The organism is Pseudomonas marginalis, from assembly GCF_008692035.1.
GTDB lineage: Bacteria > Pseudomonadota > Gammaproteobacteria > Pseudomonadales > Pseudomonadaceae > Aquipseudomonas > Aquipseudomonas marginalis.
The window spans coordinates 596,622-620,792 of sequence record NZ_VTFG01000002.1 but is presented as its reverse complement, the minus strand read 5'-3'; the positions used below and the strand labels follow the sequence as shown (position 1 = coordinate 620,792).

Here is a 24,171-nt window from a genome sequence, read left to right as displayed (position 1 = left end):
ATCAGTTAAGAGATAGAACGGTCAAACAGTAACCTGTGGCAAGCCCGCTCACCACAGTTACAGTGTTCCTCCTTAACTGACTGGCATTAGGTGCAAGCTCCCTCCCATATTTGTTCTGCGTCGTCAGATAGACCGGATCACATGCTTGATCTCCTGAAACGCCGCCAGCCCCCACGGGCCCAGCTCACGGCCGATACTGCTCTGCTTGTAACCGCCCCATGCGGTCTGCGGGAAGATCACCTGCGGTGAGTTGATCCACACCAGCCCGGCCTGCAAGGCATTCGCCACGCGCTCGGTGGTCTCGACGCTATGGCTGACCACGCTGGCCACCAGGCCGAAATCGCTGTCGTTGGCCAGGGCAATGGCCTCTTGCTCAGTGGCAAAAGCCCGTACACACAGCACCGGGCCGAAGATTTCTTCGTTCCACAACGCACTGTCCAATGGCACGTCGGTAAACACCGTCGGGCGAATGAAGTAGCCCTTCGCCAGGTTCGCCGGGCGTTCGCCGCCACACACCAATCGCGCGCCAGCCTCGACGCCCCGTTGGATATGCCCCAGCACCCGCTGATACTGCACGCGGTTGATCAACGCGCCCATTTCCACGTCGTCGGCAAATGGGTCGGCGACGCGAATTGCTTCAGCCCGTGCCTGCAAGCGTTGCAGGAATTCATCCGCCAGGCTGTCGGCCACCAGCACGCGGCTGGTGGCGGAACACATTTGCCCGGCGTTGAAAAAGCCACCGCCACACGCCAGCTCCACCGCCAGGTCGAGGTCGGCATCCGCCAGTACCAGCAGCGAAGATTTACCGCCCAATTCCAGGCTCACGCCCTTGATGGTTTCCGCTGCACGTTGCATCACCTGCACCCCCACGGCGTTGCTGCCGGTGAAGGAAATCTTCGTCACGCGACGGTCTGCCGCCAGCGGTGCGCCAACGGCCACCCCGGTGCCGCAGACCAGGTTGAACACCCCCGCCGGGCAGCCCGCGTCAGCGATGATTTGCGCCAACTGCAACTCCGCCAATGGCGTTACTTCCGAGGGCTTGAGTACCACGCAGCAACCGGCGGCAAGGGCCGGGGCGAGTTTCCAGGCGGTGGTGACCATCGGGAAATTCCACGGCACGATCAGCCCCACCACGCCGCACGGCTCACGGCGCAGGCGCGCGCTGAAGTCATCGCTGGGCAGCGCCACCGGGCGGTCCTGGCCGGCGTCCATGTCGTCGGCGATACCGGCGTAGTACTCGAACGTGGCGATCACATCGTCCACATCGATGCCGGCTTCAAACAGCGGCTTGCCGTTGTTGCTCGATTGCAGGTGCATCAACTGTTCGCGCTGCGCGCTGACGCCTTGGGCGATTTTGCGCAGCAGGCTGGCGCGATCACGGCCGCTACTTTTCGACCAGTCGATAAAGGCCGCGCTGGCTGCATCCACGGCCTGGGTCACGGCCTGCCCATCGCCGACGCTGACGCGGGCCAGGGTCGCCTCGGTGGCCGGGTTGATCACCTCCAGCACGTCATGGCCGGCACGCCATGCGCCGTCGATATACACACCGTTCACTACTGCGCTCATACCGCTGTCTCCTTCATCCATAGGTCCTGGTCGATCTCAATCAGCGTCGGCCCTGGGCGATCGGCGGCGGCGCGCAAGGCGTTGCGCAGCTGTGCAACGCTGTGAGCGCTGTCGGCAGCACTGCCGAGGGCCTTGGCCACGCCGATAAAATCCGGGGTGTAGATGTCTACGCCGACCGGTTCGATGGCGCGGTTGAGCATGTATTTCTTGATCTCTTCATACCCCTGGTTATTCCACAGCAGCACGATGATCGGCGTGCGCGCTTCCACTGCGCTGGCCAGTTCCGGCAGGGTGAATTGCAGCCCGCCGTCACCGATCAAACACACCACCGGTTGCCCATCGCCACGGCCCAACCAGGCGCCGATGGCGGCCGGCAGGGCGTAGCCCAGGGTGCCGTAGCCGGTGGAGGAGTTGAACCAGCGGCGCGGGTGGTCGAGGTTCAGGGTCAGGTTGCCGCTGTACACCGGTTGGGTCGAGTCGCCCACCAGCACGGCGCCCGGCAGTGCTTCCAGCACCGTATTGAGGAACAGGGTTTGCGCGCGGGTGGCGGCGTCCCAGGTGGGGACCAGTTCGGCCCACAACCGGGCGACGCGCTGAGCGCCCCAGTCGGTGTGGCGGGGGCCCAGCGGCGTGCGGTTCAAGTCGGTCAGCAAGGCATCGGTGGCGATCTGCGCATCGGCCACCAGTGCGAGGTGCGGCGGGTAATTGCGCACGGTCTGGTCGGGGTCGATATCGATGCGCAGCAGCGCGCCGGGTATCTCGAAGCCACCGGCGAAGGTCACGTCGTAGTCGGTCTCGGCCAGCTCGGTGCCGATGGCCAGCACCACATCGGCCTCGGCCACCAGCGCGCGGGTAGCGACCAGGGACTGGGTGGAGCCGATCAGCAGCGGATGCTCGGAAGGCAGCATGCCCTTCGCATTGATGGTCAGGGCCACCGGCGCGCCGAGGGTTTCGGCCAGGCGAGTCAATTCGGCGGCCGCCTCAATCGCGCCGCCACCGGCCAGGATCAGCGGGCGTTTGGCGGCGGCGAGCAACTGGCTCATCTGCTTGACTGCCGCCGGTGCCGCACCGGCACGGGCGATGCTGACCGGTTGACTGCCCAGCAGTGCATCGGCGTTTTCCACCAGCACATCCAACGGAATCTCGATATGCACCGGGCGCGGCCTGCCGGCCTGGAACAACGCAAACGCCCGCGCCAGCACCGCGGGCAGCTCCGCTGCCGACATCAAGGTATGGGAGAACGCCGCCACCCCGGCCATCATCGCGCCTTGGTTCGGCAGCTCATGCAGCTTGCCGCGCCCACCACCCAATTGGCTGCGCGATTGCACGCTGGAAATCACCAGCATCGGGATCGAGTCGGCATAGGCCTGGCCCATGGCGGTGGTGATATTGGTCATGCCCGGGCCGGTGATGATGAAACATACGCCCGGCTTGCCACGGGTGCGCGCGTAGCCGTCGGCCATAAAGCCGGCGCCCTGTTCGTGGCGCGGGGTGACGTGGCGGATGCTCGAGCGGGCCAGGCCGCGATACAGCTCCACGGTGTGCACGCCGGGGATACCAAACACCTGGTCCACGCCGTAGCGTTCCAGGAGGTTGACCAATACTTCGCCGCAGGTCGCCATAGGTGTCGCTCTTGTTATGGAATCGTGGCGGTATTGGACCGGTTGGCCCGTAGCGGCAACAATCGATAAAAAGTCATACTAGCCATGTCCTCACGTCATGGCTGCGCCCATATGAAACGCCTTCCGCCCCTGCCCGCGCTGCATACCTTCTGGGTCACGGCCCAGTGCTGCAACTTCACCCGCGCCGCCGAGCAACTGCACATCACCCAAGGCGCGGTGAGCCGGCAGATCGCCGGCCTGGAGAGCCATTTGGGCTACGCCTTGTTCCAGCGCCAGGCACGGGGGTTGAGCCTGACCGAAGAAGGTCGCGAGTGGTCGCAACGGGTGCAGCAGGTGTTTGGCCTGCTCGGTGACGCGCTGGAACAGATCGGCAATCGCCGCCAGACCCTGCAAATCAAGGCCTCCACCTGTGTCATGCGCTGGTTGTTGCCGCGTCTGATGCAATGGCAGCGGGAGCGCCCGGACGTGCCGGTGGAACTCACCACCACCGTGGCCTACAGCGTGGATTTTCGTCGCGAGCAATTCGACGCGGCGGTGATCTATGCGCCCATCGCCGAGCAATCGGCCGAGGCGCGGCACTTGTTCGATGAGCAACTCACCCCGGTCTGCGCCCCCGCGCTGCTCGCCGGTTTGCACACCCCGGCGGACTTGCAGCAACAGGTGCTGTTGCACCCCACCCGGGACGAGCGCGATTGGGCGCGGTGGCTCAAGGCGGCGGATACGCGGTTGAGCAACTTGAGCCAGGGGCATCATTTCGAAACGTTGGACTTGGCGATGAACGTGGCCTCCCAGGGCTCCGGGGTGGCGATGGGCGACAGTGCGTTGATGGGCGAGGATCTCAAGGCGGGGCGCTTGGCGATGCCGTTTGAACTGCGCGTGCCGACGGGGAAGGGGTACTACCTGGTGTATCCGCCGGGGACGGTGCCGTCGGCAGGGCTTGAAGCGTTGATGGACTGGTTGGTGAGCCAGGCACGACAGTCGTAGGCGCTGGAGGTCCAAATGTGGGAGGGGGCAAGCCCCCTCCCACAGGTGTCAGTAGCCGACGGTGAAGCGCTGGCGCGAGTGCTTCGGTGCTTCCACTTCATCGAGCATGGCGATGGCGTAGTCGGCAAAGCTGATCGAGCTGCTACCGTCACTGCTCACCAGCAAATCATCCTGGCCCAGGCGGAATTTACCGGTGCGTTCGGTGCCATCGAACAAGGCCGACGGCGACAGGAACGTCCAATCCAGGTCCTTTTCCTGACGCAGCACGTCAAGAAACTCGGCGCCTGCACTGGCTTCGGCCTTGTATTCGGCAGGGAAGCCCGCGCTGTCGATCACCCGCTCGCCACCGGGCAGCAGCAACGAACCGGCGCCACCCACCACCAGCAGGCGTTTCACCCCGGCTTTTTTCACCGGGCCGATCACAGCGCTGGCGGGCAGCGTGGCGAAATGTGCCGCGCTGATCACCACATCGCTGCCGCTGATGGCTTGTTCCAGGGCATTGGCATCCAGTGCATCAACCTGCTTGACGGTGACGCCGGGGCGTACGGCCAGCTTGTCGGTGTTACGCGCGATAGCCACCACGCTATGCCCACGACGCAGGGCTTCTTCCAGCAATTGGCTGCCGGCACGGCCGGTGGCCCCAATGATTGCGATCTTGCTCATGATGTTCTCCAGTACGGTCAGGGTTTAAAGCCATTCACCACTTCATTTCGCCCTTGGCGACTTTGGCGCTGAGTTCCAGCGAGCTTTCGTCGGCGAGGGTGGGGTAGCGCTTTTTCATGGCCGCGATCAGGGCGGCGGCGTCCTTGGCCTTGGCGGTTTCTACGTCGAAGGCCTTGATGTAGTCGGCAGTAAAGGCCACGGATTGCGGCGATGGCGTGCCCAGGTAGTGGCCCGGAATCACCGTGCGAGGTTTCAGCTGTTCGATGCGTTGCAGGGTCGCAAGCCAGTCTTTATGGGATTGCGCGCTTTGGGTGTCGGCCATCCACAGGTGAATGTTTTGCGCGACCACCACACCCCCGACCACGGCCTTGATCGACGGGATCCACACGAAGCTGCGGTCCGGCTGCGGGCCATCCAGGCCGATCACCTCCAGTTGCTGCCCTTCAAGGGTCAGGCTGTGGCCTTGCAGCACCTGGGGCACGATGGTTTTGCCCGGTTTGTCGGCACCCATTTTCGGGCCCCAGAACTCAAGTTTGCCGGCCACGGTGGCGTTGATATGGTCGACCACCGGTTGCGGTGCCAGGACCTTGGCGTCGGGGAACGCGGCCGTCAGGGTGTCGAGGCCGAAGTAGTAATCCGGGTCGCCGTGGCTGATGTAGATGGTGGTCAGGTGTTTGCCGCTGGCGCGGATCTTCTGCACCAGTTGCTCGGCCTGGCCTTTGCCGAATTGTGCGTCCACGAGGATCGCGTCTTTGGCGCCGCTGACCAGCACCGAGCTGACCGGGAAGATCGCCGCCTCGCCTGGGTTGTAGACATCCAGGGTCAGGTCGGCCGCCGCTGCATGGCCGGCAAACGCCAAGGCAGCGGTGAAGGTCAAGCGCTTGAGGGTTGAGAACATCGGGCAGCTCCAGCAGTGGATTCAAAGGATGCACAGAGCTTAGTTGCACTAAACCGAACTAAAAATGCGATGCTGGGACATAGTTTGTTTCTGAAATCGGGCAAATCATGGATCGTCTTCAAGCAATGCGCGTGTTTGTCACGGTGGTGGACCTGGGCAGCCAGTCCGCCGCCGCCGATCATCTGGACCTGTCGCGCCCGGTGGTGTCGCGTTACCTGGCCGAGTTGGAAGACTGGGTCGGCGCGCGCCTGTTGCACCGCACCACGCGCAAACTCAGCCTTACGGCGGCCGGTGGCGAAACCCTGCCACGCTGTCGGCAACTCCTGGAGTTGTGCGGCGATATGCAGGCCGCCGTCAGTGAGCCTGATAATGCGCCCCGTGGCCTGTTGCGCCTGAGTGTCAGCACCTCGTTCGGCCAGGCGCAATTGGCCGAGGCCATTGCCGAGTACGTCAAGCGCTACCCCTTGGTGACCATTGACCTGCAAATGCTCGACCGCACGGTGAACCTGGTGGATGAGCGCATCGACCTGGCCATCCGCACCAGCAACGACCTGGACCCCAACCTGATCGCCCGGCGCCTGACGGTCTGTCGCTCCGTGGTGTGCGCAACCCCGGCCTACCTGTTGGAGCACCCGGCGCCGCAGAAAGTCGAGGACCTGGCCCGGCACAACTGCCTGACCCATTCGTACTTCGGCAAAAGCCTGTGGCATTTCGAGGAGCACGGCGAGCACGTGTCGGTGCCGGTGCACGGCAATATCACCGCTAACGAAGCCAGTACGTTGTTACGCGTGACGCTGGCCGGCGCGGGTGTGGCGATGCTGCCCAGCTACCAGGCCGGCGATCACATTCGCCGTGGTGAACTGGTACGTCTGCTACCCGAGGCCGAACCCCGGCAGATGAACATCTACGCGGTCTATGCGTCGCGCAAACACATGCCATCGGCGTTGCGCAGCCTGCTGGATTTCCTGGTGGTGAGGTTCCCCGAGCAGCCGGTGTGGGATAGGGGGCTCTAAGGCGACATAACCCTGTTGAATGTCGCCCAATAATGGCAACTCGCCCTGGTTGACCTATGCTTTAAACAGCACCCTGTAGATCCGCTCAGAGGTCTGTGCCATGAGCATTAAAACCCGCAAATACCTGATGATTTTCTTCCTCTGCGCCCTGGCGACCGGGCTGTATGGCACCGCCGCCTACCGCGTGGAGCAGACCCGGATGCAGCCGACCTTTGCGATCAGCTGCCATCAGGACCAATGCGTTCCCCACACCGGCAGTTTCAGTGCACTCAGGTAGGCGGCTGTTCGGCCTTGAGTTGTTCGCGAAACGCCTTGGGTGAGAACCCGACCCGTCGGCGGAACAGCCGAGAGAAGTTGGTCGGGTCGGAAAAACCCAGTACTTCCGACATTTCGTTGATGGTCATGCTGGTATAGGTCAGCAGGCGTTTGGCCTCGAGTAATTGACGGTCATGCATGATCTGCAAGGCAGGCTGCCCGCCCAGTTCCCGACACGTCCCATTCAGGTGTGAGACCGAGATACCCAGTTTGTGGGCCAGATCCTCAATCTTCGGGTGTTCCCGATAGTGCTGTTCAACCAATTGCGTAAAGCGCCGGAAATACTCGCGGCCCCTTGGCGCGCGCGGGTGGCGACGCTGGATGGCCTGGCGGCTGATCCACACCAGCAGCACACTGACCAGCGCATGCATCAGCATGTCCCGGGCCGGTTGGTCGTCGGCGTATTCGTCCTGCAGGCGGGCGAACTGGCTGTTGAGGTAATCACTGTCCTTGCCCGCCGGGTAGCTGCCCAGGGTCTGCAAACCGCCTGCCGTTGCGCCCAGTTGGGCTTGCAAGTGGCTGACCAGCGGTGCCGCCAGGGTGACTACATAGCCTTCCACATCTTCGGCAAAGCGAAACCCATGCACGCACAACGGCGGCAATACCTGCAGCGTGGCTTCTTTGAGGGTGGTGCGCAGGCCTTCGATTTCCAACTCGGCCTGGCCTTTGTGCACGTACAGCAATTGGCACAGATCCGCGTGCCGGTGGGGCTGGATTTCCCACTGGTATTCCCGACTGCGCCGGGAAATGGTTTCGCAGTGCAACAAATCGGGGGTCGGCCATTGCTGGCTTTCTCCGTAAAGCTTGAAGACCGGAATCGCGGTGTTGGTCATGGTTTCAATCCGATACTCAGGACAGTGGTGCGGTAATCGCCCAAATTGGCAAAAAGCGCAGGTTTTGTCGCAGTTTTCACCTTCTTATACTGCGCACTCAAGTGAAAACTGTCAGCCACAAGATCAATGACAACTCTTTCACTCGATCCGTTCGGGTGGAACTTGCGGGCGATAAAAATAATGAAAACCCTGAAAACCCAAGTCGCCATTATCGGCGCCGGTCCCTCCGGACTCTTGCTCGGCCAGCTGTTGCACAACGCCGGTATCCAGACCCTGATCCTGGAGCGCCAGAGTGCCGACTACGTACAAGGCCGCATCCGCGCCGGGGTGCTGGAACAAGGCATGGTCAACCTGCTGCGCGAGGCGGGCGTGAGCCAGCGCATGGATGCCGAAGGCCTGGTGCATGATGGCTTCGAGCTGGCGCTGGACGGCCAACTGACCCACATCGACCTCAAGGCGCTGACCGGCGGCCAATCGGTGATGATCTACGGCCAGACCGAAGTCACCCGCGACCTGATGGCCGCCCGCGCCGCCGCTGGCGCCACCACCCTGTATGAAGCGCGCGACGTGCAGCCCCATGATCTTAAAAGTGATCGACCCTGGCTGACGTTCGAGCATCAGGGCCAGGCGTTTCGCCTGGAGTGCGACTACATCGCCGGTTGTGATGGGTTCCACGGTGTGGCGCGCCAGTCGATCCCGGCTGAATCGCTGAAGGTGTTCGAGCGGGTCTACCCCTTCGGTTGGCTGGGCATCCTTGCCGACACCCCGCCGGTGCATGCGGAACTGGTGTACGCCAAGCACCCACGGGGCTTTGCGCTGTGCAGCATGCGTTCACCGACGCGCAGCCGCTACTACCTGCAAGTGCCGGCCGAGGAACCCGTGGATGAATGGTCGGACGAACGTTTCTGGGCGGAACTGAAAACCCGCCTGCCCAGCGCCTTGGCTGAACAACTGGTCACCGGCCCCTCCATCGAAAAAAGCATCGCGCCCCTGCGCAGTTTTGTGGTGGAACCGATGCAGTACGGGCGCCTGTTCCTGCTCGGCGATGCGGCCCATATCGTGCCGCCCACCGGGGCCAAGGGCTTGAACCTGGCGGCCAGCGATGTGAGCACCTTGTTCCGGATTTTGCTCAAGGTGTATGGCGAGGGGCGCGTGGACTTGCTGGAACGTTATTCCGCCATCTGCCTGCGCCGGGTGTGGAAGGCCGAACGGTTTTCCTGGTGGATGACCTCGATGTTGCATCAATTCCCTGAGTCCGACGGATTCAGCCAGCGCATTGCCCAGAGCGAGCTGGAGTACTTCATCCACTCCGAAGCCGGGCGCCAGACCATTGCGGAAAATTACGTCGGACTTCCTTACGAGCCTATCGAATAGCCTGCTATCGTATCGAGCATTCCCGCGGGCCGCCTTTTCCCGCGGGCCTTGCTCGAAGGTTCTGCCGTGACTCAGCTCAATCAGCCCGCGCCACCGCTCCCCGTGGTGCGCAGTATTCTCGCCTCGTTGATGATGGCGATCTTCCTCGGTGCCCTGGACCAGACCATTGTCGCCGTGTCCATGCCCGCCATCTCCGCGCAATTCCACGACGTCAACCTGCTGGCCTGGGTCATCTCCGGTTATATGGTGGCGATGACGGTGGCGGTGCCGATCTACGGCAAGCTCGGCGACCTCTACGGGCGGCGGCCGATGATGCTGATCGGCATGGGCCTGTTCACCGTCGCTTCGTTGTTCTGCGGCATGGCCCAGAGCATGGAGCAACTGGTGCTGGCGCGGGTGCTGCAGGGCATCGGCGCCGGCGGGATGATCTCGGTGAGCCAGGCGATCATCGGCGACATCATCCCGCCCCGTGAGCGCGGGCGCTATCAGGGCTATTTCAGCAGTATGTACGCGGTGGCCAGCGTGGCCGGGCCGGTGTTGGGCGGCTACATGACCGAGTATTTATCCTGGCGTTGGGTGTTCCTGATCAACCTGCCGTTGGGCGCCGGTGCCTGGTACGTGGCCCATCGCACCCTGGTGGGGCTGCCGGCACCGCAACGCAAGCCGATCATCGATTACCTCGGCACGGTACTGATGATCATCGGCCTCACCGCCTTGCTGTTGGGCATCACCGAAATCGGCCAGGGCCATCATTGGCGTGACAGCCAGGTGCTGGGGCTGCTGGCCTGTGCCCTGGTGGCATTGACCCTGTTCGTCTGGCACGAGCGCCGCGCCCGCGAGCCCTTGCTGCCGATGCACCTGTTTGCCAACCGCAGTGCGGTGCTGTGCTGGTGCACGATTTTCTTCACCAGCTTCCAGGCGATTTCCCTGACGGTGCTGATGCCCTTGCGCTTTCAGACAGTGACCGGCGGCGGTGCCGACAGCGCCGCCTTGCATTTGCTGCCCCTGGCGATGGGCCTGCCCATCGGCGCCTATTGCGCCGGGCGCATGACCTCGGTGACCGGGCGTTACAAACCGATGATCCTCAGCGGCGCGCTGTTGAGCCCGCTGGCGATCCTGGGCATGGCCTACAGTGCGCCCCAGGATATGCTGCTGACCGGCGTGTTCATGTTGCTGTGCGGGATCGCCGCCGGCATGCAGTTCCCCACCTCCCTCGTGGGGGCGCAGAACTCGGTGCAGCAACGGGACATCGGCGTTGCTACCAGCACCACCAACCTGTTCCGCTCCCTGGGCGGCGCGGTGGGGGTGGCGTGCATGTCGGCGTTGCTGCTGGCGTTGTTGCAGGACTCCAGCTTCGCCCACCTGGCCAGCGGTGCGCTGGTGGTCGAAGGCGGTTCCGGCAATGTGCTGCTCGATGGCCTGAACGCCGCGCCAGGCCCGGCGCAGGATGCCCTGCGCGGGGAGCTGGGGGTGACGTTCAGGCATTTGCTGCTGGTGAGTGCGGGGGTATCGCTGCTGGGGCTGGCGGCGGCGATCGCGATGCCCAATCGCATGCTGCGCGGGCGGGAAGACAAAACCCGCTGACTGACACAATAGAGATTTGATGTGAGAGGGGCTTACCCCCTCCCACATTTGAATGCATTCCAGTTCAGATCAGGGGCTGTAGTAACCCACCGCAACCATGAAATGCCCGGCCTTGCGCACATACGCATGCTTGTTCTCGACCTTATCCGTCACCGGGTTTTTCCAACGGTACTTGTATTCCCCCTGGTCCTGCTCGGCCATCAGCTTGAGGATCGGCTCGCCCACCGGCTTGCCGTCGGGGTCCTTGATCTTGCTGAAGTCGGTGTTGATCAGGCGCAGGTTGGTGCCATGGGCCACGTAGCGCTGGGTGTTCAAGTCCACGACAAACACATAGAGGTCATCCTGCAGGAAACCGCCCTGCAATGAGTTGATGGCCTTGAGTGTGCCGGCTTCATCCTTCAGCAATGCGTTCACCGCCTTGTTGCGCAGGGCCCGGGCCTGTTCCGGGGTGGCGCGGGGCAGGTAATAACCCACGGCCAGGATGCGCTCGCCGACGCGCTGGTAAAACACATGCTTGTGCTCGACCTTGCCGTCGTTCCAGTTCTGCCAGCGGTAGTCGGCCTGTTGGATACCCTGGCCTTCCGGCACCTTGAGCGCGTCCTTGAATGACTGGCGCAACTCTGGCCCGAGTACCTCGGACACATCCCGGCCGATCAAGGCGGAGGAGGGCCCGCCGCTGGCCAGCAGCACGCCCTGGGTGTCGACCACGAATACGTAGCGGTCATGGTCGACAAACTCGCCTTGGCGGCTGAACACGGCGAGCGCCTTGTCGCCGTTGCTCTGGTAGTAGGCCAGGGCTTTTTCCAGCAGGGCCTTGGCAGCCTGGGCGTCCTCGTCCTGAGTGGTCGCGGCGTGTACCTGGCTGAAACACAACAGCAGCAGCCAGGTGATGCGGAGCAGTCCCTTCATGTCCCGTCCCTCGTTCTTATTGATGTGAGCACAGCGTAGACGGCTCTGGCTCAGGGCGCCGCCAACCATTGGCTGACGATGCCGTCGTAGACGCCGGTGGCCACGCTCAGGTGCAACCACTGGTCGACATAGCTCTTCCACGCCACATCATCACGGGGCAGCAGGAAGGCTTTTTCGCTGTACTGCATCTGCCGCTCCGGGTTGACCGCGCACAACCCGGGCTTTTGCTTCTGCTGGTAACGCGCTTCGCTGGCGTCGGTGATCATCACGTCGGCCTTGCCGGCCAGCAGTTCGTCGAAGATGGTCACGTTGTCGTGCAGGCGGATTTGCGCCTGGCCCAGGTGGGCGCGAGCGAAGACTTCGTTGGTGCCGCCCGCCGGTTCGATCACGCGCACCTGGGGCTGGTTGATCTGCTCCACGGTCTGGTAGCGCTTGACGTCGGCGCAACGCACCAGCGGGATCTTGCCGTCGACCCCGAGGGACTGGCTGAAGAAGGCTTTTTTCTGGCGTTCCAGGGACACCGAAATCCCGCCCACGGCGATGTCGCAGCGCTGGGCGAGGAAGTCCGGCATCAGGGTTTTCCAGGTGGTGGGCACCCACTGGATCCTGGCATTGAGGCTCTTGGCCAGGGACTCGGCCATGGCAATGTCGATGCCTTCATAGCCGCCATCGGCGCGCAACGAGGTGTAGGGCTTGTAGTCGCCGGTGGTGCAGACGATGAGGGTGCCGCGCTCAAGCACCTGGTCAAGGCGCGAGGGGGCGGTGTCGGCCAGGGCGGAGGTGGCCAGGCTTGCCAGTACGCACAGGGTTATCGTTGTTTTCATGCGGTCGGGTCCTTGGGGCATGCTCGGGGGCGGTCATTATTTCCAGCAGCAAGGCCAGGTAGCAAGAGGCGTTGAATGTTTAGCCAAGTCGCAACCAAACTCCATCAACCCTGAATTTAAACACCTATGCGGGCGTGTGACGCTGGGGGCATCTCTATCATTGTGATCCACCCATGGGCGGCTCTTCCGACACTCACCCTGCGACACTGCCCTCCGAGCTCGCCTTCTGGGCCCTGTTCCACTGCCGCCACGCGCGCCCGCCAGACTCCCTTCTCCTACGCTGATTTACCCCACGGATGACGCACCCTTGTGCGCGCCTGCCTGAAACAAACGTAAGAGAAACCCCCATGAGTATTTTTGCCAGCCTGCACGAAGCCCACGCCTTCCTTGAACAGCATCCGGATATCGAGATGTTCGAGCTGTTTATCCTCGACAACAACGGCGTGCCGCGCGGCAAGTTGCTGCACCGCGACGAATTGCTGGCGGTGTATGAAAGCGGCCGTCCGCTGCCCAGCACCATCCTCGGCCTGACCATCAATGGCGACGATGTGGAGAATTCCGGGCTGGTGTGGGAGGTGGGCGATATCGACTGCCGCGCCTACCCGATCAGCGGCAGTTTGCAGCGCATGCCATGGCGGCTGATCCCGACCGCTGCGGTGCAGGTCAGCATGCACCCCACCGAAGGCCTGCCCGCCACCGTGGCCGACCCCCGGCATTTGCTGGCCAAGGTAATCGAAGGCCTGAACGCCGACGGTTATTACCCGGTGATGGCGGCGGAGCTGGAGTTCTACTTGCTCGACCAGAAGCGCGACAGCAATGGCCGCCCGCAACCGGCGCGGGACGTGGACGGCGGGCGCCCACGCGTGACCCAGGTCTACGGCCTGCGTGAGCTGGAGCAGATCGAACCGTTCCTCGCCGACCTTTACAGCGCCTGCAAACTGCAAGGCATTCCGGCGCGCACGGCGATCTCCGAATACGCCCCGGGCCAGGTGGAAATCACCCTGGAACACCGCGCCGACGCCCTGCAAGCCATGGACGAAGCGGTGCGCTACAAGCGCCTGGTCAAGGGCGTGGCGCACAAGCACGGCATGGCTGCGTGCTTCATGGCCAAGCCGTTCGATGACCTGGCGGGCACCGGCATGCATATGCACGTCAGCCTGGCCGACGCGGAGGGCAATAACCTGTTCGCCAGTGAAGCCGCCGACGGCACGCCACTGCTGCGCCACGCCGTGGGGGGCATGCTCGGCACCCTGCTCGATTCACTGCTGATGTTCTGCCCCAACGCCAACTCGTATCGCCGTTTCCAAACCAACAGCTATGCGCCGCTGGCCGCCACCTGGGGCGTGGACAACCGCACCGTCAGCCTGCGGGTGCCGGGTGGTCCGGCCCATTCCCGGCATATCGAACACCGCATTTGCGGCGCCGATGCCAACCCTTACCTGGCGGCGGCCGCGATCCTGGCGGGCATCCACCGTGGCATTCGCGAACAACGGGACCCCGGCGCCCCGGTGGAAGGCAACGGCTACGCCCAGGCCAAGGCGTTGCTGCCCACCGATTGGCTCACCACCCTGCGCGCGTTGGAAGGTTCCGATTGGGCGCGAAAGGCGTTCGGCAGCGAGTTCCTGGGCGTGTACCTGGCGGTGAAACATGCTGAATACCGCCAGTTCATGGGCGAGGTGGGCGAGCAGGACTGGCGTTGGTATCTGCATCAGGCGTGATGGTTTTTACGGTGGTGAGGGCTTCGACCTTTTTTTCACGTTGCAAGGGTTAAGCTGCGAATCAAGGTCGTTCACTACCGTTTCAGTCACATGAGCCTGCGATGTCGCCACAACCTCCTTCTTCCATCGAGATCGAATACGCCGAACGCTGTGGCCTTGAGCACGCCAGGGTCTGCGGTGACACGCGCCCGCCCGGTCTGCGCCAGCGCCTGGCGTCATGGCGCGACGAGTGGTTGGTGCGCCAGGCGCTCAAGGTCGCTGGCGAGCCGGGGCTGATCCTGGACCTGGCCTGCGGCTCGGGGCGCTTCTGGCCGGTGTTGGCCGAGCACGTCAACCGGGTGATCCTGGCCTCGGACAATTCCCAGGACATGCTCGACCACGCCCGTAGCCACCATCCGCCGTCATTGCTCAAGCGCGTCAAGACCTTCCAGGGCTCGGCGTTTTCCATCGGTTTGTCGGCGAATGCGGTGGATTGCATTTTCTGCCTGGAGTTGTTTCGTCATGTGCCCAGCAGCGAAGGGCGCATGGCGTTGCTGCGCGAGTTTCACCGGGTCAGCCGCGACACGGTGATTGTGTCGGTACCCTCGCGTACCGCTGTGGAAGAGGAATTTCGCCAGGCCGGGTTCAAGGTCTTGAGTCAGCAGGAATTCATGCCCGGCTCCAGCCTGTGGCGGGCCTACGTTCTTCGTAAGAAAGGATAACTCCCTCTTGTCGGACTATTCTTCATCTCCTGTCTGAGTTTTCATGGTTGCCTGTGCACTGCGGATGCTCGCTAGCCCCGTTCGCGATATATACTGCGCGCCATTCTTCAAGGGAGAGCCGTGTGGCCATCGATATTCACTGGATCTGCGACAACGATAGCCTCGGCCAGCATTGCGCCGAATGGCAGCAGTTGCCATTCGTCGCCCTCGACACCGAATTCATGCGGGTCGACACCTTTTATCCCATTGCCGGGCTGATCCAGATCGGTGATGGCGTACGCGCTTACCTGATCGATCCCCTGACCATCGACAACTGGCAACCCCTGGCCGCGTTGCTGGAGAACCCGGCGGTGATCAAGGTGGTGCACGCCTGCAGCGAAGACCTTGAGGTGTTGCTGCGCCTGACCGGCAGCCTGCCGGTGCCGTTGTTCGACACCCAATTGGCCGCCGCCTACCTGAACCTCGGCTTCTCCATGGGCTACTCGCGCCTGGTGCAAGCCGTGCTCGATATCGAGTTGCCCAAGGGCGAGACCCGCTCGGACTGGCTGCAGCGGCCATTGTCCGAGACCCAGGTGAGCTACGCCGCCGAAGACGCCGTGCACCTGGCCGAGGTCTACACTCGCCTGCGCCCGCGCTTGTCGGATGATAAATACGCCTGGGTCCTGGAAGACGGCGCCGAACTGGTTGCCAACCTGCGCCGCGAAGTCGACCCGTACGAGGTCTACCGTGACGCCAAGCTGGCGTGGAAACTGTCCCGTGCCCAGCTCGCCGTATTGCGTGAACTCTGCGCCTGGCGCGAGCAGCAAGCCCGCGCCCGTGACCTGCCGCGCAACCGCATCATTCGCGAACACTCGCTGTGGCCCCTGGCCAAATCCCAGCCGGACAACCTCGCCGCCCTGGGCAAGATCGAAGACATGCACCCGCGTACCGTGCGCCAGGATGGCCAGTTCCTGCTGGACCTGATCAAGCGTGCCGGCAGCGTGCCCATGGACCAATGGCCGCCGGCCGTGGCCGAACCGCTGCCGGTGGACGCCGCCACGCTGATCAAGCAACTGCGCGCCCTCGGCCAGACATTCGCCGAGCGCCTGGAGATGGCGCCGGAACTGATGCTGCGCAAGAAAACCCTCGAAGCCCTGGTTAAAAGTGGCTACCCCGATGGGCCTTACCAATTGCCAGACTCGCTGCGTGGCTGGCGCCGCGAGTTGATGGGCCAGGCGCTGCTCGACAGCCTGGCCCCTGCCGGAGAACAGCCTTGAAACGTATTTGCTCCATCTATCGCAGCCTGAAAAAAGACGGCATGTACCTCTACGTGCTCAAAAGCGACGCCCTGGAGCGCGTGCCGGAGCCCTTGATGGCGGCGTTCGGCAAACCGCACCACGCCTTCGACATGGTGCTGACGCCGGAGCGCAAGTTGTCCCGCGAAGACATCATCGTGGTGCTGGAAAATCTCGACAAGCAGTGCTATCACCTGCAAATGCCGCCGGCCGAGGACGAGTACATCGAGCACCTGCCCGAAGAGCTGCTGCGTCGCAACGACCCGATGTGATCGGGCAGTGCCCAGCCCGGGGCACAGGTTTCAATGGAATCGTATTAGTGGGCGGTGGCCGTAGGGAAGCGGGCGGCCGTCTGCACTGTTTTTGAAAGGTTTGAACCATGCGTGTTCTGATTGCTGAACAGGATCACCCGCTCTACGCCCAATTGCTCCATGACGCGGCGCCGGACCTGGAGGTGCTCACCAGCGGCGACTCGGCCGAGCTGTCGCGCCTGGCCGCCGATTGCCCGGTATGGCTGGGCCAGCCGGACCTGTTGGCGACGCTGTTGCGCCAGGGACACCAGCCGCAGTGGCTGCAATCGACCTGGGCCGGCATTACGCCGCTGCTGGCCGAAGGCTTGCCCCGCGACTATCGCCTGACCCGCGCCGTCGGTATTTTTGGCCAGGTCATGGCCGAATTTGTCCTCACCTACATGCTGGGTCACGAGCGCGAAGTACTGGCGCGACTGGTCAGCCAGGTCGAGCGCAAGTGGGACAGCCGCACCGGCCAGAGCCTGGCGGGGCGCAAGGCGTTGATCGTGGGTACCGGCGACATCGGCCAGCGTGTCGCCGAGTTTCTCGTGCCGTTCGGCGTCAAGCTGTACGGCATCGCCAGCACTGCGCGGGAACAAGCGCCGTTTATCGAAGTGGCCGGGCTCGACCAACTGGGTCGGTTGGTGGGGGAGGTGGACTACGTGATCAACCTGCTGCCCAATACACCGAACACCCATGACCTGTACGACGCCGCGCTGTTCAAGCAATTCAAGCCGACCGGTTTGTTCATCAACGTCGGGCGCGGTGTGGCGGTGGTGGATGCCGATCTGGTCGAAGCCCTGAAGGAAGGGCACCTGGCCGGCGCGGTAATCGACGTGTGCCGCCAGGAACCGTTGCCGCAGCGCCACCCGTTCTGGACCGCCTGGGGCCTGCTGTTGACCGGGCACAGCTCCGCGCCGACCTCGCCGCCGATGATGGTGGAGTTGTTCCTGGAAAACCTGCGCGCGTACCAGGCCAAGCAAGCCTTGCGTGGGGAAGTGGATTTCGAGCGCGGTTACTGAGGCGGCGCTGGGAGAAAATGTGGGAGGGTGCAAGCCCCCTCCCACATTTTGAGATTGCGTCAGTTTCAGAGGCTGAAATCACCTTCTGACACCAGCTCGCTCAGCGGCTTGCGCGGGCTTGGCGCTTCACGGCCTTGCAGGTACTCCGGCAAGGTCGATTTGTCGCCCAGCTTGCCCACCGCAACGGCGGCATGCAGCGCATAACCCTGTGGAATCTTCAGCTCCTTGCGGGTCAGCTCCTGATCGAAGCCGGCCATGCCGTGGGTGTGCCAGCCGCTGAGGCTGGCTTGCAGCGCCAGGTGGCCCCAGGCCGAGCCGGTGTCGAAGGTGTGCCACAGTGCCGGGGTTTCTTCCGTGGCGCCGGGGGCGATGAAGTCGGTTTTCGAGGCAATGATCACCAGGGCCGACGCATGCTGTGCCCAACCACGGTTGAATTCATTCAGCAGGCCCAGGAAGCGCTCCCAGTCCGGCGTATCACGGCGTGCGTAGAGAAAACGCCAAGGCTGCGAGTTGTAGGCCGACGGTGCCCAGCGTGCGGCTTCGAAGAAGCTCAGCAGGGTTTCCTGCGGGATGCTCTCGCCGGTAAAGGCACGGGGCGACCAGCGTTCGGTGAACTGGGTATGGATCGGGTAATCGGCAACGCGTGTCATGGGCAGCTCCTGATCGTCAATTCGGCGCTCAAAGCTACTGCGCCCCCGCTAGACTGACAAGTCTTGTCATACCGACAGTCGTAAGCGCTTGGCCCCAGGGGCCTTGGGCACTAGACTGGCGGCCTTTTCACCTACCGATACCGATGTAGAGCCATGGCCGCCAAAGTCGAACCTTTCTGGATACGCAAAACCCTTGAACACCTCGACCAGGAGGAGTGGGAGTCGTTGTGCGACGGCTGTGGCCTGTGCTGCCTGCAAAAGCTTGAGGATGAAGACGACAACAGCGTCTATTACACGCGCATCGCCTGCAAGCTGCTGGACCTGAAAACCTGCCAGTGCACCGACTACCCCAACCGCCGCGCCTCGGTACCCGACTGCATCCAGCTCACCCCGGGCCAGGCCGACCAGTTCAAATGGCTGCCGCCCACCTGCGGCTACCGCCTGGTCAGCGAGCGCAAGGACCTGCCGTTGTGGCACCACCTGGTCTGCGGCGACCGCGATGCCGTGCACCACGAACGCATTTCCCAGTCCGGGCGCATGCTCAGCGAAGGCAGCGTGCCCGAGGACGACTGGGAGGATTACCTGATCTTCCGCGCGGGCTGAGCAAGGAGTGTGTATGAGGGCGGGAACCAAGCTGGCGGCAAGCCTGGTGTTGCTGGCGTTGAGCATGCCTGCGTGGTGCGCGAAGAAAGTCGACCTGGATTATCACGTCAAGCTGCTGCCCCAGAGCGAGCAGGCCGAGGTGCGGGTGAGCCTGTCCCAGGGTTCGGCGGTGCGCAGCCTGAACTTCGACCTGGGCCGCACCGGCGACTACAGCGACTTCAAGGCCGATGGCCAGTGGAGCGTCAATGACCACCGTGGCCTGTGGCAACCCAGCGCCAACAAGGCCAGCCTGACCTATCGGGTGCGCCTGAGCCACGCGCGCAAACCGGGTATTTATGAAGCGCGGATGACCCCGAGCTGGGCGCTGTTTCGCGGCGAAGACCTGGTGCCGCCCGCACGCCTCGACCAGCAGGATGGTGTCGAACTGGTCTCGCGCCTGGTGTTCGAACTGCCGGCCGGCTGGAAAAGCATCGAAACCGCCTGGCCGCGCATCGGCAAGAACAAGTTCCGCATCGACAACGTCTCGCGCCTGTTTGACCGGCCCACCGGCTGGATGCTCGCCGGCACCCTGGGCAGCCGCCGCGTGCGCCTGGGCGAGACCGAAGTGACCATCGCCTCGCCCAAGGGGCAAGCCATGCGGCGGATGGATGTGCTGACACTGCTGACCTTTGTCTGGCCGCAGGTGGAAGCGGCGTTCCCACGTCATCCGGCCAAGCTGCTGGTGGTGGGCGCCAGCGATCCGATGCGCCGTGGTGCGGTCTCGGCGCGCGACTCGATCTACCTCAACAGCCGCACGCCGCTGGTCAGCGAGAACGGCAGCAGCCCGTTGATCCGTGAAGTGGTGCAGGCGATTGGCCGCTTCAACGACCACGACACCAGTGACTGGATCAGCGAGGGGCTGGCGGAGTACTACGCCATTGAGCTGGTGCGCCGTGCCGGTGGGGTGACCGATGAGCGCTATCAGGCGATACAGGCGCGCTTGGCCAGGGATGGCAAGGACGTGACCAGCCTGCGCGGCGACCACGTCAGCGGTGCGACGGTGTCACGGGCGGTGGTGGTGTTGCAGGAGCTGGATCGCGAGATCCGCGTAAAGACTCACAACAAGCGCTCCCTGGATGACCTCGCGCAGGCGGTGATGCGCGCCAACAGCATCACCACTGCGGAGTTCGTGCAGTTGGCGGAGAGCATCATCGGCGAGTCGTCGGTGGTGCTCGACAGCAAGTTGTTACGCTGAGTCTTCGCCATACAAAAAAGTGGGAGAGGGCAAGCCCCTCCCACACTTGAATCTAACCAGTGGTTTTAACCGCCTTCTCAGCCGCCACTTCCGCCTTGGTCTTCAGGTTTTTCAGCTCTGCACCGGCACGTTCGATCTTCGTGCGCACGCTGTTCATTTCCTGGCGGCCCTGTTCCAGCTTGTCTTTAAGCGCGCTGTGCCCGGTAAAGCCGCGCGCCAGGGCCACGCCGCCGATCGCCACCTGAATCAGGCCGAAAATCCCGCCACGGCGCAGGCCTTTGCCCACCATCATCACGCCACCGGCCACTGAGCCGATGCGCTCCCAGCCGTGCACGTTCTGGGTGGGCTGATTCTGGAAGGGGGTGTGTTCGATGATAGGTCGCAAGGTTGTGCTGTCGCTCATGATCTGTCTCCAACAAGGTCAAGTGTATGCAGCTGACTGCGCGCAGGCGCCGGATGTTCCCAAAAGATCAGTACTTGGGGCCCGAGCGGGTGTTGTTGCCCTTGGCCATGCGGTCGTAGAGCACCACGTTGACGGTGGCGGCCAGGTTCATGCAGCCGGTGGTGGGGATGTACACGACGTCTTCGCACCAGTCGCGGATGTCTTTATCCAGCGACCCGTCTTCAGGGCCGAAGATATACAGCGCGCGGTCGGGGTGAGTGTATTCGGGCAGCGGGCGGGCACCGTCCACCAGCTCCACGGCGACCGGGATGCAGCCCAGGGGCAGGATCTTCTTCAGGTCATCGATGCCGATCAGCGGAATGTCGTGGTGGACCTTCTTGGTGTCTGTGATGAAGTCCCGGGCGCGCTCGTAGCGCACGCCGGTGTAGAACACCGAGGCCACGCCGTAGCAGCCGGCGGCGCGCATGACCGAGCCAACGTTTTCGGGGGATTTGGGATTATACAGACCGATGCAGCTGTAGCGTTTATTGCCCACGGGGAAGGGTGCCTTGAAGAAAAGCGGCGATTATACGGCCTGAAGGTGGTGTATTGCTTGGGCTAACGCTATCGGGAGCAAGCCCCCTCCCACATTTGAAAGTGTTCACAATTCAAAATGTGGGAGGGGGCTTGCTCCCGATGAGGCCAGGACAGGCGACGACACTCTTCAGTCGTCTTTCTTCATCAACCCCGCCAACGCCGCAAACGGGTTATGCGTGGCCTTGGCGATCGTCGGGCTGCTGGTGGAGCCTTCGCCGAAGTACTGCTGGTCGGTGTAGCGCGAGTGTTCGTTGTCGTGGCAGTACAGGCACAGCAACTCCCAGTTCGAGCCATCCTGGGGATTGTCATCATGATTGTGGTTACGGTGGTGTACGGTGAGTTCGCTCAAGCGCTTGCCGGCGAACTCACGGGCGCAGCGGCCGCACACGTGGGGGTACATCTTCAGGGCTTTGTCGCGGTAGCCCATTTCCCGGTCGCGCTGGGCATCGGCAAGGATGCGGTCCAGCTTGGCGGTGTGGGAGGGCGGGTTGGTCGAGCTCATCATGGCTCCTGGCTGTTTGGTGGTCACGGATAGCGTTGATTCTAGCCGCTTGCGTCGCAAATGACCGCTGGGATCGATTTACTTTACTCATAAGGATCTGAAAAACATGCGTCTGCTTTCATGGACTGTTGCACTGCTGCTGTGTGTCGTTACCCTTCAGGCCCAGGCGTTCTCGACGCCCCAGCCCGGGCAGGTGATCGAGGTTGCCCTTGAACAGTTGCATCCGACCCAGGCGGTGGTGGGCTTCGACCAGATCTACTACAGCCTGGGCCTGTTCGCCGATAAACCCGCCAAGGTCTTCGATGAATACTGCGAAACCAACGGCCAGGGTGAGGCCGGCAAGGTGCCCGACAAGGCTGACCTGCACCAGCCCGACAGCTTCACCTGCAAGGACCCGGTGGGCACCCATCCCGAGGACATGAAAACCGTGGTGGTCGGCCCTGCCGGCCAGCTGTACCTGACGGACGGTCACCACAGTTTCACCACCTTGTGGGAAGTGCCCGGTGGCGGCCCGCGCTTGAAGATGTGGGTCAAGGTCACCGACGACTTCAGCAACAGCCCGAACATGGCGAGCTTCTGGCAGCGCATGGAAGCGGCCCGCAAGGTCTGGCTCAAGGACAACCAGGGCCAGGCCCTGCCGCCGGAACAACTGCCGGCGCACCTGGGCTTCAAGAACCTGCAGGACGACACCTTCCGCAGCCTGGTGTATTTCACCCGCAAGGCCGCCTATGGCAAGCCGGATGGCGGCGAGATCGCACCGGAGTTCCTGGAGTTCTATTGGGGTAACTGGCTGCGCACGCAGATTGATCTGGGCCAGTACAACCTGAACAAGAAAGGCGGCTACAAGGACGCTATCGAAGCGGTCGCCAAGCGCATGGTCAGCCTGGCGCCGGGCTCACAGGTGGGTGACAGCGGTTTCACCGCCCATCAACTGGGCGGCATGACCCGGCTGGACCGCGATGAGCTGGAGAAGACCTTCGACAAAAAAGTGCCGTACGTGATCGACTACCGCAAATCCCACGACTGACAGGGATCAACATGTGGGAGGAGGGCGTCTTGGGAAGCGTGCTCAGCCCTTGAGCTTCTCCGCAATCCAGATGGTGTGCCGGGTGCCCTTGTTGCCATGGGCAAACACCTGCACTTCCTCGGCCTTGAAACCGGCCTTGCGCAGTTTGTCGCTGAACAGTTTGTCGGCGCTGGCGGACCACACCGCCAGCACGCCCTTGGGCCGCAGGGCCTTGGCGCAGGCAGCCAGGCCACCGGCGGAATAGAGCCAGCTGTTGGCCTTTTGCGTCAGGCCTTCGGGGCCGTTGTCGACGTCGAGCATGATCGCGTCAAAGCCCTGGGGCTCGGCCTGCAGCACCTTGGCCACGTCTTCCATGCGGATCACCGTGCGTGGGTCCAGCAGTGGGCGACCGGACTTTTCCCCCAGGGGCCCCCGGTTCCACTCCACGACGCCGGGCACCAGTTCCGCCACCACCACTTCGGCGCTCTTGCCCAGGTGCTTGAGCGCCGAGGCCAGGGTGAAGCCCATGCCCAACCCGCCGATCAATACCCGTGAGCCCGGGCGCCCCGCGACCTTGCGGCAAGGAATTTCCGCCAGCGCGTCTTCGGAACCGTGCATGCGCGTGTTCATCAACTGGCCGCCGTCACCGCCCTGGATCTTGATGACAAAGTCTTCACCGTATTCGAACAGGCACAAGGCACCGCCGTTGTCGGGGATCGGGGTGGTGTCCAGCAGAACGAAACGTTTCATGGAAATCTCATTGGGAAGGGCATTCTTGCGCGGTTGGGAGTAGCCTTACGACATTCCGGTCAGGCCATGGAGCCATCGATGAAGTGCAGCATTCTAACGGTCATTGTGTTGAGCGCGCTCGCATTGGGTGCGGCGCAGGCTCAGGAGTTGCAAACCGTACCGGTGGCGCCGGCACCTAGCCCCGGCGCACCGGGCACGCCAACGCCGACGCTGTATCCGCAGATCACCCCGCCGGCCGTGCCGAAGACGAACGGCTCACCGCCGTTGGTGCCCATCGTATTGCCAACACCGCCGAAGGATCAGACGGTGCCCGGCCTGCAGCAGAACGACAGCAAGCCGAAGACGCCCGGCGGTTAAAACTGTTGGGAGAGTAATTGCCCATCGGCCATGCGCAGGCGCTTTGACAATGCGATGGCGATTGCGCGGATGATCTTCGCCGCCACACGCGGCGTTTCATTGAGCATCTTTTCCAGGGCGTCCTTGCCCAGGTTCAACAACACGCAGTCGCTGGCGGCCACGCAACTGGCGGAGCGCCGCTCGCCGTCAAGCACGGCCATCTCCCCAAAGGCCCGGCCGCTGCGCAGGGTGGCAATGGTCAGGCGCTGGCCGGTGTGGTTGGTTTTCTGCACCGCCACCTGGCCGCTGTGGATGATGCACATGAAGGTGCCGGCATCGCCCTCGAGGAAAATCACCTCGCCCTCGGCAATGCTGCTGATATTGAAGTAGCCGGCGGCGACGTAGAAGTCTTCCGGCAACAACGGGTCGAACAGGCCGCAGTCCATGAGCATGTCGCGGATTTCGGTATTCATTAAAGTCGGGAGTGCCATGGCTGCAATCTTGGTCCATCAATCAGGAGG

General features: G+C 63.1%; 27 protein-coding genes. 14 read left to right on the top strand and 13 right to left on the bottom strand.

Going from position 1 to position 24,171, the window contains the following annotated elements:
- Positions 1–123: 123 nt before the first annotated feature.
- A complete protein-coding gene (locus tag FX984_RS22855) occupies positions 124–1,566 on the bottom strand; it encodes an aldehyde dehydrogenase family protein (protein ID WP_092356602.1) in 1,443 nt (480 codons plus the stop codon).
- Positions 1,563–3,188: a 5-guanidino-2-oxopentanoate decarboxylase gene (locus FX984_RS22850; protein WP_146475780.1), complete on the bottom strand. Its 1,626-nt coding sequence runs from the start codon at positions 3,186–3,188 to the stop codon at positions 1,563–1,565. The genes FX984_RS22855 and FX984_RS22850 overlap by 4 nt, the downstream gene beginning before the upstream one ends.
- A 111-nt stretch (positions 3,189–3,299) precedes the next feature.
- Between FX984_RS22850 and FX984_RS22845 the strand changes: the two genes are divergently transcribed.
- Complete coding sequence (locus FX984_RS22845; protein ID WP_027604288.1) at positions 3,300–4,172, top strand: LysR substrate-binding domain-containing protein; 873 nt, start codon at positions 3,300–3,302, stop codon at positions 4,170–4,172.
- A gap of 48 nt (positions 4,173–4,220) precedes the next feature.
- On the opposite strand, the gene FX984_RS22840 is transcribed toward FX984_RS22845, so the two are convergent.
- Together FX984_RS22840 and FX984_RS22835 are read right to left on the bottom strand one after the other, a co-directional pair.
- Positions 4,221–4,835 carry an NAD(P)-dependent oxidoreductase gene (locus tag FX984_RS22840; RefSeq protein WP_146475779.1) on the bottom strand — a complete coding sequence of 205 codons (615 nt, stop codon included), beginning with the start codon at positions 4,833–4,835 and terminating at the stop codon, positions 4,221–4,223.
- 34 nt (positions 4,836–4,869) lie between these two features.
- Positions 4,870–5,733: an MBL fold metallo-hydrolase gene (locus FX984_RS22835; RefSeq protein WP_092487952.1), complete on the bottom strand. Its 864-nt coding sequence runs from the start codon at positions 5,731–5,733 to the stop codon at positions 4,870–4,872.
- A 107-nt stretch (positions 5,734–5,840) separates the two neighbouring features.
- Here FX984_RS22835 and FX984_RS22830 point away from each other — a divergent pair, with 107 nt between their 5' ends.
- Together FX984_RS22830 and FX984_RS32515 are read left to right on the top strand one after the other, a co-directional pair.
- Entirely contained in the window at positions 5,841–6,746 is a 906-nt protein-coding gene (locus FX984_RS22830; protein WP_027604285.1) for a LysR family transcriptional regulator, read from the top strand.
- Between the two features lie 100 nt (positions 6,747–6,846).
- Positions 6,847–7,023: a hypothetical protein gene (locus FX984_RS32515; RefSeq protein WP_162844255.1), complete on the top strand. Its 177-nt coding sequence runs from the start codon at positions 6,847–6,849 to the stop codon at positions 7,021–7,023.
- On the opposite strand, the gene FX984_RS22825 is transcribed toward FX984_RS32515, so the two are convergent.
- Entirely contained in the window at positions 7,016–7,894 is an 879-nt protein-coding gene (locus FX984_RS22825) for a helix-turn-helix domain-containing protein (RefSeq protein ID WP_027604284.1), read from the bottom strand. The genes FX984_RS32515 and FX984_RS22825 overlap by 8 nt on opposite strands.
- Before the next feature lie 189 nt (positions 7,895–8,083).
- Between FX984_RS22825 and pobA the strand changes: the two genes are divergently transcribed.
- Both pobA and FX984_RS22815 read left to right on the top strand, forming a co-directional pair.
- Positions 8,084–9,268: a 4-hydroxybenzoate 3-monooxygenase gene (gene pobA / locus FX984_RS22820; RefSeq protein ID WP_175472305.1), complete on the top strand. Its 1,185-nt coding sequence runs from the start codon at positions 8,084–8,086 to the stop codon at positions 9,266–9,268.
- Between the two features lie 66 nt (positions 9,269–9,334).
- On the top strand, positions 9,335–10,852 hold the full coding sequence (locus tag FX984_RS22815) for an MDR family MFS transporter (RefSeq protein ID WP_146475778.1): 1,518 nt from the start codon (positions 9,335–9,337) through the stop codon (positions 10,850–10,852).
- 69 nt (positions 10,853–10,921) lie between these two features.
- Here FX984_RS22815 and FX984_RS22810 read toward each other — a convergent pair whose 3' ends face one another.
- Entirely contained in the window at positions 10,922–11,761 is an 840-nt protein-coding gene (locus FX984_RS22810; RefSeq protein ID WP_092356617.1) for a cache domain-containing protein, read from the bottom strand.
- A 50-nt stretch (positions 11,762–11,811) separates the two neighbouring features.
- A complete protein-coding gene (locus FX984_RS22805) occupies positions 11,812–12,585 on the bottom strand; it encodes a transporter substrate-binding domain-containing protein (RefSeq protein WP_098480202.1) in 774 nt (257 codons plus the stop codon).
- 347 nt (positions 12,586–12,932) lie between these two features.
- On the opposite strand from FX984_RS22805, the gene FX984_RS22800 reads away from it, so the two are divergent.
- The 5 genes from FX984_RS22800 to FX984_RS22780 all read left to right on the top strand — a co-directional run bounded on the left by FX984_RS22800 (position 12,933) and on the right by FX984_RS22780 (position 17,590).
- A complete protein-coding gene (locus FX984_RS22800; protein ID WP_146475777.1) occupies positions 12,933–14,303 on the top strand; it encodes a glutamine synthetase family protein in 1,371 nt (456 codons plus the stop codon).
- Positions 14,304–14,404: 101 nt separating this feature from the next.
- Positions 14,405–15,004 carry a class I SAM-dependent methyltransferase gene (locus tag FX984_RS22795; protein ID WP_065938922.1) on the top strand — a complete coding sequence of 200 codons (600 nt, stop codon included), beginning with the start codon at positions 14,405–14,407 and terminating at the stop codon, positions 15,002–15,004.
- A 122-nt stretch (positions 15,005–15,126) separates the two neighbouring features.
- Positions 15,127–16,260: a ribonuclease D gene (gene rnd / locus FX984_RS22790; protein ID WP_146475776.1), complete on the top strand. Its 1,134-nt coding sequence runs from the start codon at positions 15,127–15,129 to the stop codon at positions 16,258–16,260.
- Entirely contained in the window at positions 16,257–16,550 is a 294-nt protein-coding gene (locus tag FX984_RS22785; protein WP_154905363.1) for a YcgL domain-containing protein, read from the top strand. The genes rnd and FX984_RS22785 overlap by 4 nt, the downstream gene beginning before the upstream one ends.
- 107 nt (positions 16,551–16,657) lie before the next feature.
- Positions 16,658–17,590 carry a D-2-hydroxyacid dehydrogenase gene (locus FX984_RS22780; protein ID WP_146475775.1) on the top strand — a complete coding sequence of 311 codons (933 nt, stop codon included), beginning with the start codon at positions 16,658–16,660 and terminating at the stop codon, positions 17,588–17,590.
- A 65-nt stretch (positions 17,591–17,655) separates the two neighbouring features.
- On the opposite strand, the gene FX984_RS22775 is transcribed toward FX984_RS22780, so the two are convergent.
- Entirely contained in the window at positions 17,656–18,240 is a 585-nt protein-coding gene (locus tag FX984_RS22775) for a nitroreductase family protein (protein ID WP_027604274.1), read from the bottom strand.
- A 153-nt stretch (positions 18,241–18,393) separates the two neighbouring features.
- On the opposite strand from FX984_RS22775, the gene FX984_RS22770 reads away from it, so the two are divergent.
- Complete coding sequence (locus FX984_RS22770; protein ID WP_003172524.1) at positions 18,394–18,843, top strand: YcgN family cysteine cluster protein; 450 nt, start codon at positions 18,394–18,396, stop codon at positions 18,841–18,843.
- Between the two features lie 13 nt (positions 18,844–18,856).
- Positions 18,857–20,077, top strand: coding sequence for a hypothetical protein (locus tag FX984_RS22765; protein ID WP_027604273.1), 1,221 nt, complete (start codon positions 18,857–18,859; stop codon positions 20,075–20,077).
- Between the two features lie 52 nt (positions 20,078–20,129).
- Here the strand turns inward: FX984_RS22765 and FX984_RS22760 are convergent, their stop codons facing one another.
- The 3 genes from FX984_RS22760 to FX984_RS22750 all read right to left on the bottom strand — a co-directional run bounded on the left by FX984_RS22760 (position 20,130) and on the right by FX984_RS22750 (position 21,558).
- Positions 20,130–20,480 (bottom strand): YgaP family membrane protein, encoded by a 351-nt coding sequence (locus FX984_RS22760; protein WP_027604272.1) that lies wholly within the window; start codon positions 20,478–20,480, stop codon positions 20,130–20,132.
- 67 nt (positions 20,481–20,547) lie between these two features.
- Positions 20,548–21,015, bottom strand: coding sequence for an RNA methyltransferase (locus FX984_RS22755; RefSeq protein ID WP_065938927.1), 468 nt, complete (start codon positions 21,013–21,015; stop codon positions 20,548–20,550).
- 168 nt (positions 21,016–21,183) lie between these two features.
- A complete protein-coding gene (locus FX984_RS22750) occupies positions 21,184–21,558 on the bottom strand; it encodes a YajD family HNH nuclease (RefSeq protein ID WP_003210675.1) in 375 nt (124 codons plus the stop codon).
- A 106-nt stretch (positions 21,559–21,664) separates the two neighbouring features.
- On the opposite strand from FX984_RS22750, the gene FX984_RS22745 reads away from it, so the two are divergent.
- A complete protein-coding gene (locus tag FX984_RS22745; RefSeq protein WP_027604270.1) occupies positions 21,665–22,585 on the top strand; it encodes a ParB/Srx family N-terminal domain-containing protein in 921 nt (306 codons plus the stop codon).
- 42 nt (positions 22,586–22,627) lie between these two features.
- Here the strand turns inward: FX984_RS22745 and FX984_RS22740 are convergent, their stop codons facing one another.
- Positions 22,628–23,314 (bottom strand): spermidine synthase, encoded by a 687-nt coding sequence (locus tag FX984_RS22740; RefSeq protein ID WP_065929156.1) that lies wholly within the window; start codon positions 23,312–23,314, stop codon positions 22,628–22,630.
- A 78-nt stretch (positions 23,315–23,392) separates the two neighbouring features.
- Here FX984_RS22740 and FX984_RS22735 point away from each other — a divergent pair, with 78 nt between their 5' ends.
- Positions 23,393–23,671: a hypothetical protein gene (locus tag FX984_RS22735; protein ID WP_027604268.1), complete on the top strand. Its 279-nt coding sequence runs from the start codon at positions 23,393–23,395 to the stop codon at positions 23,669–23,671.
- Here the strand turns inward: FX984_RS22735 and FX984_RS22730 are convergent.
- On the bottom strand, positions 23,668–24,141 hold the full coding sequence (locus tag FX984_RS22730) for a cyclic nucleotide-binding domain-containing protein (RefSeq protein ID WP_027604267.1): 474 nt from the start codon (positions 24,139–24,141) through the stop codon (positions 23,668–23,670). The two genes, FX984_RS22735 and FX984_RS22730, sit on opposite strands and share 4 nt — an antisense overlap.
- Positions 24,142–24,171 lie beyond the last annotated feature (30 nt).